Genomic DNA, 13199 nt, shown 5'->3' on the forward strand with positions numbered 1-13199 from the left:
ACTTTTCAACATGACTTCCAAGACCCTGATCCGCGGCGCTGCCGCCCTGACCCTCTTGGCCGCCAGCCTGGCCGCTCACGCCACCAGCTTTGGCAGCAATCTGATCATCAACGGCGACGCCGAAGCCGGCGTGACCGGTTGGACCGCCTATGCTGGCACCGACTTGTTCCAGTCCGTCGACTACGGCAGCAACTGGGTGCTGCCCACCCAGCCCGGCCCCACCAACCGCGGCGCCAAGATGTTTGCCGGCGAAAGCTCGGCTTTCTCGGCCGGCTTCCAGACCGTGGACGTCAGCGATCTGAGCGCCAGCATCGCCAGCGGCAAGGTCAGCTTCGACCTGAACGGCTATCTGGGCGGCTGGACCAGCCAGGGCGACAACGCTCAGCTGCTGGTGACCTTCATTGACGCAGCCAACGCTGACATCAGCAACATCACCCTGGGCCCCGTCACACCCGCTGACCGTGGCAACCAGACCGGTTTGCTGTTCCGTCAGTTGAAGGGCTTTGTGCCGGTCGGCACCGCTCAGATCAAGTTCGATCTGACCATGGAGCGCCTGAACTCCAATGACAACGACGGCTACGCCGACAACCTGGCCTTCTCGCTGACCAATGTGGGCGCCGTGCCTGAGCCACAAACCTATGCCTTGATGGCTCTGGGTCTGGGCTTCCTGGGCGCCGCTGCTCGCCGCCGCAAGGCCTAAAGAGAAACCCCAGCCTGGCGCGTAAGCACAAGCCCGCGTCACAAAATCCCTAGTCGGCAAGGCCCGAGCTGCATAAGCTCGGGCCTTGCCTTTTTTATTGAGCCGGGGATTCGTGATGCGTCGTTGGAATGGTTGGGGTGAGGAAGGGGTGGCCAGCGCCTTGAACGAGGGGGCCTTGGACTTCTTGCACGCCCAGGTTGGGGTGGCCGAGGCGCCGCAAGACGCGGCTCTGGCGGCAGCCTTGGCGCAGATTCCGCCGTCCCGCCTGCCGACCCATGCCGGCCTGGACACCAGCGCCGAGGCCCGTTTGCGCGCCAGTTTCGGCCAGAGCCTGGGCGACTGGTTGCGTCTGCGTTTTGGCCGGGTCGGCCCGGTCAGCGACGGCGTGGTCTGGCCCGAAAGCTCGGCCCAGGTGCGAGCATGGCTGGACTGGGCGGCCCAGGTCGGCGCAGTGGTGATCCCCTGCGGCGGCGCCACCAGCGTGGTCGGCCATCTGACCCCGCCCACGGGAGATGCCCGCCCGGTGCTGACCCTGATGCTGGGCCGCATGCGCAGCCTGCTCAGCTTGGACCCCTTGTCGCAATTGGCGCGCTTCGAGGCCGGCGTCTTGGGCCCTGATCTGGAGGCACAGCTGCGCGCGCGCGGCTGGATGCTGGGCCACTATCCGCAGAGCTTTGAATACGCCAGCCTGGGCGGCTGGGTGGTGACGCGCTCCTCCGGCCAGCAGTCGGCCCGCTATGGCCGCATCGAGGCGATGTTCGCCGGCGGGCGCTTGGAAACCCCGCAGGGCACGCTGGAGCTGCCGACCTTTCCGGCCTCGGCCGCCGGCCCCGATCTGCGCGAGCAAGTGCTGGGCTCGGAAGGGCGTATTGGCGTGCTGACCGAGGCCTCGGTGCGCATCAGCCGCCTGCCCGAGCGTGAGGACTTTTTGGCCTTCTTCCTGCCCGATTGGGCGGCTGGCGAGGCGGCGGTGCGTGAGCTGGCCCAGGCCAAGCTGGGCCTGTCGATGATGCGCCTGGCCAATGCGACCGAGACGCTGACCACTCTGGCTCTGGCCGGCCACGCCAGCGCCATCGCCTGGCTGGAGCGTTATCTGGCCCTGCGCGGTTGCGCGCCCGGCGCCAAGGTCATGCTGATGTTGGGCTTCACCGGCGATGCGGCGCAGGTCAGCGCGATGAAGTCGCTGGCGCGCAGGGTTTTGCGCCGGCACAGTGCGGTAGGCACCGGCGCTCTCTTGGGCAAGAAGTGGCAGGCCAATCGCTTCAAGGGCGTCTATCTGCGCAATGCCCTGTGGGCACAAGGTTATGCGGTGGACACCATGGAGACGGCGGTGGACTGGCCGCGCGTGCCAGCCATGATGGCGGCGATGGAAGCCGCCGGCCGCGAGGCCCTGGCCGCGCAGGGCGAGCGCTGCCATGCCTACACCCATCTCTCACATGTCTATGCGCAGGGCAGCAGCGTCTACAGCACTTTTGTCTTCCGCATCGGGCCCGACTTTGAAACCGCGATGGCGCGCTGGCAGGCGCTGAAGACCGCCGTTTGCGAGGCCATTGTGCAGAACGGCGGCACCATCACGCACCAGCATGGCGTGGGCAAGGACCATGCGCCATATCTCGCGGCCGAGAAGGGTGCGGCCGGCATGGCGGCGCTGCAGGCCTTGGCCCAGCACTTTGATCCGCAGCGCTTGCTGGACTCGGGCAATCTGCTGCCTGGTGCGCCGACTCAAGGGCAGGCGCAGTGAAGCGCGCCGAAGATCTGGCGCGGCTGCGCGCGCTCGGCCGGGTTGATGTCTTGGTGATCGGCGGCGGCATCGCCGGGGCCGGCGTGGCACTGGAGGCAGCGCGGGCCGGCGCTTCGGTGGCCCTGGTGGAGGCGCGCGACTTTGCCAGCGGCACCTCCTCGCGCTCCTCCAAGCTGGTGCACGGCGGCCTGCGCTATCTGGCCCAAGGCCGCATCGGCCTGACACGCGAATCGGTGCGCGAACGCGAGGCCTTGTTGCGCGATGCGCCGGGCTTGGTGACGCCGCTGCGCTTTCTCTTGCCGGTGCGCGTGGGTGACAAGACCGGCCGGCGCGTGTTGGGCATAGGCTTGGCCCTGTACGACGCCTTGGCGCGGGCGCGCTCGCGCTGCTGGTACAGCGTGAGTTCGCTCTTAGAGCGGGCGCCTATCCTGGGTCTGCAGGGGTTGCTGGGCGGCTGGTCGTACACCGATGCGCAGACCGACGATGCGCGCCTAGTCCTGCGCGTCTTGGCCGAGGCGCGCAGCCTCAGTGCCCTGACGCTCAACCATCTGGCAGTGCGGTCTTTGAGTCGAGGCGAGAGCAACACAGAGGGAGTGGACGGCGTGCAATTGCAAGACGCGCTCAGCGGCGAGTGCTTCGATGTGAAGGCGGCTTGCGTCATCAATGCCACCGGCGTCTGGGCCGATCAGCTGCGCGCCAGCCTGGGCTGTGCGCCCAAGCTGCGGCCCTTGCGCGGCAGCCATTTGATGTTCAATGCCTGGCGCCTGCCGGTGGCGCAGGCCCTGGCCTTCTTCCACCCCAAAGACGGCCGGCCGGTGTTCGCCCTGCCCTGGGAAGGCGCCACCCTGGTGGGCACCACCGATCTGGATCATGCGCCTGACTTGGGACAAGAGCCCGCCATCAGTCGCGCCGAGTTCGACTATCTGCTGCAGGCGCTGAACCATCAGTTCCCCAGCCTGAGTTTGAGCGAGGCCGATGTGCTGTCCACCTGGTCCGGCGTGCGGCCGGTCTTGGCGGAAGAGGGCCAGCAGGGCGCAGACCCTTCCAAAGCCACCCGCGAGCATTTCATCAAGGACGAAGACGGGCTGATCACCGTCACCGGCGGCAAGCTGACCACCTTCCGCGCCAGCGCCGTCGAGGCTTTGCGTTTGGCCGCCGCGCGGGTGCCGGCCCTGGCCCATGTGCGGCCGGATGCGGCGGTGCTGGCTCCCCAAGCGGATTTGTCTGCCCATTGGCCGGCCGACTGGCGAAAAAAATGGCCGAATGACTTGCGTGCCCGCTGGCAGGCGCTGTACGGCATCGAGGCGCTGGCGCTGCTGGCCTGCGCGAAAGCGCACCCGCAAGAGTTGGCGCGCATCGGCCGCAGCCCCAATAGCTGGGTCGAGCTGCGTTACGCCTGCCGCGCCGAAGCGGTGGCGCATCTGGACGATTTGCTCTTGCGCCGCAGCCGCCTGGGCTTGTTGCTGCCGCAGGGCGGCGCCGAGCTGCTGCCGCAGTTAGAAGCCATCATGCGCGAAGAGCTGGGCTGGTCGGCCGAGCAATGGGCCGCTGAAGTGGCGCATTATCTGGACCGGGTGGCGCGCTGCTACGCGGTGCCTGCGGAGGAGGGCCTGTGAGTACGGATCAACACCCATCCACCAGTCGAGACGAACTCTTGCTCGCCATCGACTGCGGCACCCAAAGCGTGCGCGCCTTGCTGGTCGATTTGCAAGGCCATATCCGCGCCAAATGCCAACAGCCGCTGGACGACTACAGCTCGCTGCAGCCCGGCTGGCTGGAACATGATGCTGAGGCCTTCTGGCAGGCGGCGGCGTCGGTGTGCCGGGGCTTGTGGGCCCAGCATGCGGATCTGCGGGCCTGCGTCAAAGGCGTGGTGGTGACCACCCAGCGCGGCACCTTGGTGCCTGTGGATGCGGCCGGCAAGGCGCTGCGGCCCTTCATCATCTGGCTGGACCAGCGCCGCGCCAGCCGTGCGCCGCGCGTCAGCCCCTGGTGGGCGCTGGCCTTCAAGGCCGCCGGAGTCAGCGCCACCATCGACTATTTCGGCCGCGAGGCCGAGCTGAACTGGATTGCCGAGCATGAGCCCGAACGCCATGCCTTGACGCACAAGGTGCTCTTGGTGTCCGGTTGGTTGAACTACCGCCTGACCGGCCGCTTTGCCGATTCGGTGGGCTCGCAAGTGGGCTATCTGCCCTTTGACTTCAAGCGCCAGGACTGGGCCCCGGCCTGGGACTGGAAGTGGCAGGCCTTGCAGGTGCGGCGTGAGCAGATGCCCGAGTTGCTGCCGGTGGGCAGTTTGATCGGCGGGCTGACGCGCGAGGCCGCTGAAGCGACCGGTTTGGATGAGGGCCTGCCGGTGATTGCTGGCGCGGCCGACAAGGCTTGCGAGATCATCGGCGCCGGCGCTATCAGCCCGGAGATCGGCGCCATCTCTTACGGCACCACGGCCACCATTGACATCACCACGCCGCGATATGTGGAGGCCACGCCCTTTGTGCCGCCCTATCCGGCGGTGCTGCCCGGCCAGTACAACACCGAGGTGCAGATCTTTCGCGGCTATTGGATGGTCAGTTGGTTCAAGGAACAGTTCGGCCACCCCGAGTTGGCCGCCGCGCCTTTGGAGGGCGTGACGCCCGAGGCCTTGTTTGACCGCATGGTGTCCACCGTGCCGCCCGGCAGCCAGGGCCTGATGTTGCAACCTTACTGGACCCCCGGCATCCGCCACCCCGGCCCGGACGCGCGCGGCGCGGTGATCGGCTTCTCCGATGTGCACACCCGCGCACATTTGTACCGGGCGATTCTGGAAGGTCTGGCCTATGCGCTGCGCGAGGGCAAAGAAAAGATCGAGGCGCGCAGCAAGGTCAAACTCACCTCGCTGCGGGTGTCGGGCGGCGGTTCGCAGTCCGACGCCGCCATGCAGCTGAGCGCCGATATCTTCAATCTGCCCACCTCGCGCCCGCACACGTTTGAAACCTCGGGCCTGGGCGCGGCGATTGCCGGCGCGGTGGGGCTGGGCCTGCATCGCGACTTCCCCACAGCCGTGGCGGCGATGACGCGGCTGGGCCGCACTTTTGAGCCTAAGCCTGCCAACGCGCGGCTGTATGACGAGCTTTACAAGCGGGTCTATTTGCGCATGTACGAGCGGCTCGGCCCGCTGTATGGCGATCTGCAAGAGATCTTGAATACGGCCAGAGAGGGCTGATCCTGGGGTGAGCAAGGATGGTGGCCGCCTTGGGCCTGCGGCACACTGCCGGCCATGTCGGTTTCTTCTCCTGATATTCAGCACGGGCCTCAGCTCTTGAATTCCCCCTTGAGCAGCCTGCCGCCGCCCGCGCAGGCCCGCGTGGTTGGGGCCTATGCCAAGACGGCGGTGGACACCGCGCGCGAGCTGGGCGCCGATATGGCGCAGCTGGCCGAGGCTTGTGGCCTGCCGGAGATCGCCCAGCCCGGCGCGGCCTTGCCGGAGGCCATCCCGGTACAGCGCTATATCGCGCTGCTGAATGCTGCTGCGCTGCAATTGGACGATGTGTTCTTCGGCCTGCATGTGGGCCAGCGCATGGGCCTCTCGACCTTTGCCAGCTACGGCCTGGTGCTTTGCACCTGCGCCAACTTCCGCGCAGCCGCCGAGCAGACGCGCCGCTTCGAAGGCTTGGCCCATGATCTGGGCCGCTCGGAGATCGTGGTCGAGGATGCCGTCGATGGCAGCTTGGCGCTGGCGCATTACCGCTGGCATTCGCCCTGGTTGGATCAGCCCGGCGCGCGTCATCTGAGCGAAAGCGTGATGGCCGGCATCCATACCTTTGTCAGCTGGTTGGCCGGCGGCGCCAGTGTGCCGGCCTATGCACTGGCCTTTGTGCACGCCGCGCCGGAGGACGCCGATCTGGCCGAGTATCAGCGGGTGTTTGGCGCACCGGTGCGCTTTGGCGCCCGCGTCACCGAGGCCAGCTTCCCGGCCTTGGTGCTGGATCTGCCACTGCCCAATGCCGATGTCGGCATGTTCCCGCCGCTGCTGCGCGCCGCCGAGGAGCGCTTGGCGCAGCGCTTGCGCGAAGCGGGCTTGGTTGAGGGGCAAGCCAGCGCGAATGCAGCCGCGCCCGAGCCCGCCATCGTGCAAGCGGTACGCGAATGCATACGCACCCAGCTGCGGCATGACCGCGCCCAACTGCCGGCAGTGGCCGCCACCTTGTCTTTGAGCGTGCGCACCTTGCAGCGGCGCCTGGCCGAGGCCGAGGCCAGCTTCACCGCACTGGTGGAAGCGGTGCGCCGCGAGCAGGTGCAGGTCTTGCTGCGCGACCCGCAGCTCTCGCTGACCGAGATCGCGTTTCTGCTGGGTTTCAGCGAGCAGAGCAATTTCAACCACGCCTTTCGCGGCTGGTTTGGCTGCACACCGGCGGCCTGGCGCTCGCGCGCATCGGGCTGAATCAACAGCCGGTCAAGCGCCATCTGCAGTTCGTCGCAAGCACGGGGTCAGGTCTTGCGAGCTTTCCTAGGATGCGGGCATCTGCTCACACATCTTCAGGAGTTCTTTTCCATGATCCAGACCCGCCTCACTGCCTTGGCCGCATTTGCATTGGCCGCCACCCTCAGCGGCTGCGCCATCCACATCACCACCACCAAGGACGGCGACAGCGCCTCGGTCAAGACCCCCGGCTCGGCCAAGTTCGAATGCGTGGCCAGCCCGAGTGGCGAGTGCAACTACGCGCTCTACACCAGCCGCTGTGAGTCCGTGGGCGGCGACAGCAACACGCCCACCACCACCTGCACCCACCAGGTGTTCGAGCAGTTCAAGCTCAACGTGGGCCAAACCCGCCAGGTCAACCATCTGCCGTCTGGCTACAAGCAATGCATGAAGTCCAGCGGCAAGCCCGAGGTGCCGAGCTGCAATTGATGTAAACGGGACTTAGAGAAACTCGGCCCTGATATCCACCGAGGATTCCACGCCCACCTGCGCCGAATGCGCTTCTAGCCAGGCCTGCGCCTGCTGGCGGCCGGCATCGCGCAGGCTGCAGAGGTAGGGCCAGGCGGTGTCCATCTTGCTTTCCACTCTTTGGGCGACCATCAACTCGTCGCAGCGGATCGAGTGGATGCGCATGCGGCGGGCGTCTTCGGGATTGAGCTTGCCGCGGTCGATCAGGCTGGTGACGAAGGCGATGGCGCGCATCTCGCGCATCAGCGAGGAGTTAAAACTGATCTCGTTGATGCGATTAGCAATCTCGGTGGAGCTGCGCGGCACGCCGGGGCGTAAGACCGGATTCACATGGACGATCAAAACATCGGCCGCGAGCTTTTCATAGATCAGCGGAAAGATCGCCGGGTTGCCCATATAGCCGCCGTCCCAGAAAAACTCGCCCTCGATCTCCACCGCCTGGAACAAGGTCGGCAGGCAGGCGCTGGCCAGCACCGCGTCCACGCTGACATCGGCGCCGCTGAAGACGCGGATCTTGCCGGTCTCGACATTGGTGGCACTCAGAAACAGCTGGATCGGTGAGTCCTGCCGCAAGGCCTCAAAGTCGACCTGCGCCTGCACGATTTGGCGTAGCGGGTTGAAGTTCAAGGGGTTGAGCTGATAGGGCGAGAACAGCTGCGTCATGGTCTGCGCCCACAGATGCACCGGCGACCATTCCAGTGGCACAGCCTGTTGCGTGCTGTGCTGCAGGCCTTGCATAAAGGCATCGAACCAACTGGGCTGCAGCGGATGCACCCGTCCCGCGCCGGCGACCGCGCGCCACAGGTCTTGCAGTCCCTGGCGCGCGCCGTCGACGCCACCCTTTCGCCAGCCATCGGCCAGCGCCACCGCATTCAAGCTGCCGGCGCTGGTGGCGCTGATCGCTTGCGGCTGCAAGCGTCCGTCTTCCAGCAGTGCGTCCAACACGCCCCAGGTGAAGGCGCCATGCGAGCCACCGCCTTGCAGGGCCAGATTGATGGCTTTGACCGCCTTGTTGGCATTCGGCTCGGTCTTGCGGCTTGGGTTTCGCGGCATGGGCAAAGCTCCTCGGGGTTGCGTGCTAACCCCTGGTTTGCCAGTATGCCTGCGGCTGCTTGGCGTGCGTGTGCTTTTGCTTTGGCGGGCGATTCAGGGCAAGGCCGCCCATAGGCTTTTTGGCCCAGACAGGAGCGGCGCAGAGCCCCCAAGTGTCCTGAGCTCCGCCCAAACGAAGGACCGCTTCGCATGAAGCCGACGCTCAAGTGTGTCCCGAGGCTCTACTCGCTGATCGTTTCCGCTTGAGAGATGGCTTGTGCATCAGCAGCAGCTCTCGCAGGCAAACGCGTCGCAGGTGATTGCGCAAACACTTTGCGTTGCTTGCGGACAAAAAGCGCTGCGATTGCATTGAACCTTGCCCGCACTCAAGGGCGCTTGTTTGCGAAGAGCCCAACTTGGATTTTGGAGTCAGCAGTGAGGCACAACGTGGCGTCCTGATCCCACACATGGCCGAGGCGATTTGTCTGTAAGCGGCTAAGGGCTTGGCTTTGCGGCGCACGTTTAGCGCAAGGCTTCAAGGCGAAGATCAGGCAAAGCCTCAGCCCAAGGTCCAGCCAAAGAAAAAGGGCGCCCTAAGGCGCCCTCTCTACCCTCACGGCGTCGTGTTGACCCTCAAGGTCACGCCGCTGTAAGCCGAGTAGGCAAACAAGCCGATGTAGGCAAAACCGGCGGGTGGGTTGTTCAGTTGGCAGCTTTCGGTGTTGCCGTTGCTTTCACCCGCGCAGACGTTGTTGCCAGCGTCGGGGGCGCTGCCGTATTGAACGTACAGATCCATATCGCCGCTGCCGCCTGAGCTTGTGACCGAGAGCTTGGTGGTGCCGGCGGCCAGCTTGATCTTGTAGTAGCTCCAGCTGTTGGTGGCGCCGGACAAACCTGTCAGGACCTGCCCATTGACCAGCACCGGGATGCCGTCGGCTTTGACCGTCACTGGCTTGCTGATGCTGGCGCTCTTGCCTTCGTCGTCATCGACCTTCAGCGTCACGGTGTAGCTGCCATCGGCGGCGTATTCGTGGCTGGGGTTGGGTAGGTTGCTGCTTTGACCATCGCCAAAGGTCCAGAGTCGGCTGACGATCTGGCCGTTGTCGAGGCTGCGGTCGGTGAAGCTGGCCAAGCGCTCTTGAGCGCTGAAGTCAAAGGCGGCCACCGGCGCGGTGGAGGCCTGCGGGTCGATGTGGATGAAGACGGCGCTGAAGGCGCCCCAGTTGCCGGCGGCGTCGCGGCCACGCACGAAGACGATGTGGCGGCCGGGCTTCCAGCCGCTGGTGTCAATGCTGGCGCGGGCGGCTTCGACGCTGCTGTCAAAAGTGCCGTCACTGGGCGCCATCGGCTGCGCCACATTGCGCGACTGCCAAGGCGGGATGTCCACGTAGTACTCGGCCGCTGCAATCGCCTGGCTGGGTTCCACACCATTGCTGTTGTTGTAGCGGGTGTCGTTGAGCGTGGCGCTCAACTGCACCGGTGTGCCCGGGGCAATGCCTACCGAGGCCAGGCCGCTGACGGCCACGTTCAGCGCATCCGGGCCGGCCGGGGTTTGGTAAGGCGTGCGTGCCACCTTGGCGGCGTAGATCAGGGCCTGCAGATTGCTGGGCAGCAAGGTGTTGTTGTAGTAGCTGCACTGCTCGAAGAAGGCGGTGCCCAGCTCGAAGGTGAAGGCGGCCACGCCAAGCTCGCCATAGCTGGGGCCATCGCTGGTGCCGTCGGTTTCATACAGGCTCACCGAGCGCTCCGGCGTGTGGCCGTTGAAGAAGGCAAACTTGCGGCCCAGAGTGGCCAGCTGCGTGTCATTGGCCGAAGGCGTGCCGTTCGAGCCCCAGGGCCAGAGCAGCAGGCGGCCGTGGCTGTGGATGTCGAGGTGGATGCCGCTGGTGTCGGCCGGTGCAGCATCGTTGCGGTTCGGGCCGCGGCGGTCTTTCCAGAGGCTGCGGATATAGGCTTCGATGGCCTGGGTTTCGGGCTCGGAGGCGCCGCTGGGGCCGCGATAGGTTTCGGCGCAGGCATTGCCGCTGGAGCCGGCGGCGGTGCTGAACCAATCAAACCCGAAGTTACGGTTCAGGTCGGCGCCGCGGCTGTTGCTGGTGGCGCCGCAATAGTTGCGGTTGGTGTTCTTGCGCCAGAGCAGGCCGGTCTCGGCTTTCTTGCGCCCGTCGGGGTTGGTGGCCAGCAGCAGGTGGATCTCGTGGTGATCGAGGATCCAGGTCATGTCGGCATCGACGCCGTAGCCATTGACCAGGCGCTTGGCAAACTCCAGCACCAGCGGCGTGGTGGCGTACTCGCGGGCGTGGATGCCGGCGTTGATGAAGAGCTTGGGCTTGGTGTTGCGCGCCCCTTCCTGGCTGCGGCTGCCGGCCTGGTTGCCGAGCTTGAGCACCCGCAGGTCATAGCCGCCCAGTCCCTGGGTCTTCTCCCAGGAGTCGCCGATGTCCACCCAGCTGGCCAGCGTGGGGCGGGCGGCGATCAAGGCGTCGCCCGCAGCGAAGACTTCTTCCACTGTCGGGTAGCAGCTGTACTCAGGGATGCCAGCGAAGGCCTCCGGCCCGCTCAGGCCTTGGCGCAGCAGTGATTGGCGGCGCTGCTGGCTCTCGGCGCGGGCTTGCGCTTGTTGGCGCTGCTGCCATTTGGCGTCCAGTTCCAGGCGGAAGCCCAGGGCGCGCAGCTCGCGCATTTCGCTGGGGCTGGCGTTGACGATCACATAACCGCGCTCGTATTTGGACTCCAGCGTCTCGAAGCGGCTGTGCGCAATCGCGCGGGCCTGATTGATGTCGCGGAAGTAGGCGCGGATCACGCTGCGCGGAGCGCTCTCCTGGCCTTTGATCTCATGGGCCTGGGCATGCGGGCTCCAGCTCATCAAGGGCAGGGCAGGCAAGCTCAGCAGGGTCAAAGTGCCCAGGGCAGCGCGCCAGGTATTTTTCTTCAGGCTCATGGGGTCTCCCTCGCTCGTGGCTGTTGGCTGTTGGCTGTTGGCGGATCGCTATTGGCTGCGAGCGCAGGCCGGATCAGCCGTGCTCGCCAAAGCGCCAGTTTCAGCAGGGAGCTCGGTCCAGGCCAGCGGTGAAAACCCGGCAGGGAAGATGCGGTGGCATGACGCCGAGTCGGTGTTCAGCCCGCTGCCTGTGGCAGGCCGGGAGCGGCGGCTGTATCAAAGCTGAACAGCACGCAGTCTTCGCCGTCGATGGCTTGCTCAGCGCGCTCGAAGCGGCTGCCCACCTTTGCTGAAATCGCGCGCGGCCAAAAGGCAGCGGCTGCTTCGTTGGCCTGCAGGTAGTACAGCTCCCAGACGCCGGGGAAGGCGGCCAGCACTTGCTGGAAAGCCTCGCGTCCGACGCCGCGGCCGCGATAGCGCCGGGTGACGAAGAAGTAGGCCATATTGTGTTGGCTGCCTGACCTTTGGGTCTCGGTGTCCACCACCGCAAAGCCCGCCAAGGCTGAGCCCACCTGGATCAAAAAGGGCTGCACGCCCGGCGTGGCCCACAGTGCGGCCTTGGGCGACACCGGCATGCGGCCCTCGGCGGTGAACTCGATCGGATACCAGGCGCTGAGCTCGTAGTTGAAGTACTGCATCATGGTTTCGATGCAGTCGAGTTGCCCTTGGGTCTTGGCGGCGAGCAGTTCAACAGCGGCCATGATCAAGCGCCCCTCAGCAGCTCGCGCTCACGTTCCCGGCTCAAACCCTGGCTCGGACTCGGCGGTTGTTCGGCCAGCCAACGCGCGGTGTCGCGCAGCGTTTGCAGCAGCGGGCGATAGCGCAGGCCAGCGGCCTCGGCGGCTTGGCTGCGCATGTCCATCATGGCGTTGTCGGCCTCGGGCAGCCAGTAGGGCAGGTCGGCAAAGGGCTGCACACCGGCGGCCAGCAAGTCGGCCTCGCTGCGCCAGACCAGGCTTGTTTCCGACGGGCAAGCCACTTGGCACGCTTGCAAAAGCTCGCCCATGCTCTGCCCATCGGGCCCGGTGGTGTTGAAGACGCCGCCACGTCCCGCTTGGGCTTGGCGCAAGCAAAACTCGGCGATGTCGCGCGCGTCGATCAAGCGCACGCTGCGCTCGGGCCGCCCGGGCGCCAGCACTGGGCCGCCCTCGGCCATGCGCTGCAGCCAATAGGGCAGACGCGGGCTGTAGTCATAGGGGCCGACGATGAAGCCCGGCCGCACGATCAAGGCGCGCTCGCCAAAACGGGCTTGCACCTCTTGCTCGCACAAGGCCTTGAGACCGCCATAGGCCGCGCCATAGCCGCCGCCGGCGCGCGAGCCGGTGGCGACATCCATGGCCTCGGCCGCGGCGATTTGCTCGGGCGTCAGCTGCGCTTTGGGCGAATCTTCTCGCGTGCTGGCGGCTAGGGTCGGGAAGACCGAAATGGTCGAGATCAAACAGTAATGCTCCACCGCATCACCCAGCAGCTCGGCGCTGCGCCGCGCGGCGCTGGGCAGGTAGCAGCTGCCGTCAAAGACCGCATCCCAACGCCGGCCACGCAGCGGGGTCAGGTCTTGCGTGCGGTCACCTTTGATCTGCTCGACGCCGGGGAACAGCGTGGCGCCATGATGGCCCCGGTTGAAGAGCGTCAGCTCATGGCCGGCGGCCAGCGCCGCTTCGGCGAAGTTGCGGCCGAGGAATTGGGTGCCACCGAGGATCAGCAGTTTCATCAGGCTTGTTGGAGAGAGGCAGTAGGGCTGGATTGTTTCAGCATTGCTCGGGTTTGCCGCTCGTCATGGGGTGCGTCATGGGGCGCGTCATGGGATGCAGGGGCCGGACTAAGATGCAGCGCCTTGTTCCGCCCAACGCCAATTGCC

General features: G+C 66.0%; 10 protein-coding genes. 6 read left to right on the forward strand and 4 right to left on the reverse strand.

The genetic code is table 11. From position 1 onward, the window contains the following. The first annotated feature begins 10 nt into the window (after positions 1–10). The 6 genes from LNV06_RS13290 (at position 11) to LNV06_RS13315 (ending at position 7329) form a co-directional block, all read left to right on the forward strand. Positions 11–700 (forward strand): PEP-CTERM sorting domain-containing protein, encoded by a 690-nt coding sequence (locus tag LNV06_RS13290; protein WP_263538772.1) that lies wholly within the window; start codon positions 11–13, stop codon positions 698–700. 115 nt (positions 701–815) lie between these two features. Next, a complete protein-coding gene (locus tag LNV06_RS13295) occupies positions 816–2441 on the forward strand; it encodes an FAD-binding oxidoreductase (RefSeq protein WP_263538773.1) in 1626 nt (541 codons plus the stop codon). Beyond that, on the forward strand, positions 2438–4057 hold the full coding sequence (locus LNV06_RS13300) for a glycerol-3-phosphate dehydrogenase/oxidase (protein WP_263538774.1): 1620 nt from the start codon (positions 2438–2440) through the stop codon (positions 4055–4057). Before LNV06_RS13295 ends, LNV06_RS13300 begins: the two co-directional genes overlap by 4 nt. After that, a complete protein-coding gene (locus tag LNV06_RS13305; protein WP_263538775.1) occupies positions 4054–5643 on the forward strand; it encodes an FGGY-family carbohydrate kinase in 1590 nt (529 codons plus the stop codon). The genes LNV06_RS13300 and LNV06_RS13305 overlap by 4 nt, the downstream gene beginning before the upstream one ends. Before the next feature lie 54 nt (positions 5644–5697). After that, entirely contained in the window at positions 5698–6861 is a 1164-nt protein-coding gene (locus tag LNV06_RS13310; RefSeq protein ID WP_263538776.1) for an AraC family transcriptional regulator, read from the forward strand. Between the two features lie 111 nt (positions 6862–6972). Continuing rightward, positions 6973–7329, forward strand: a complete 357-nt coding sequence (locus LNV06_RS13315) for a hypothetical protein (protein ID WP_263538777.1) — start codon at positions 6973–6975, stop codon at positions 7327–7329. A 12-nt stretch (positions 7330–7341) separates the two neighbouring features. Here LNV06_RS13315 and LNV06_RS13320 read toward each other — a convergent pair whose 3' ends face one another. The 4 genes from LNV06_RS13320 to LNV06_RS13335 form a co-directional block, all read right to left on the reverse strand. Next, entirely contained in the window at positions 7342–8421 is a 1080-nt protein-coding gene (locus LNV06_RS13320; RefSeq protein ID WP_263538778.1) for a patatin-like phospholipase family protein, read from the reverse strand. A 592-nt stretch (positions 8422–9013) separates the two neighbouring features. Then, positions 9014–11341 (reverse strand): M14 family zinc carboxypeptidase, encoded by a 2328-nt coding sequence (locus LNV06_RS13325; RefSeq protein ID WP_263538779.1) that lies wholly within the window; start codon positions 11339–11341, stop codon positions 9014–9016. Positions 11342–11517: 176 nt separating this feature from the next. Continuing rightward, positions 11518–12042 (reverse strand): GNAT family N-acetyltransferase, encoded by a 525-nt coding sequence (locus tag LNV06_RS13330; protein WP_263538780.1) that lies wholly within the window; start codon positions 12040–12042, stop codon positions 11518–11520. A gap of 2 nt (positions 12043–12044) precedes the next feature. Further along, positions 12045–13052 (reverse strand): NAD-dependent epimerase/dehydratase family protein, encoded by a 1008-nt coding sequence (locus LNV06_RS13335; protein ID WP_263538781.1) that lies wholly within the window; start codon positions 13050–13052, stop codon positions 12045–12047. Between the last annotated feature and the right edge of the window lie 147 nt (positions 13053–13199).

Origin of the sequence: Paucibacter sp. Y2R2-4, assembly GCF_025717535.1 — a bacterium.
Taxonomy (GTDB): Bacteria; Pseudomonadota; Gammaproteobacteria; order Burkholderiales; family Burkholderiaceae_C; genus Paucibacter_A.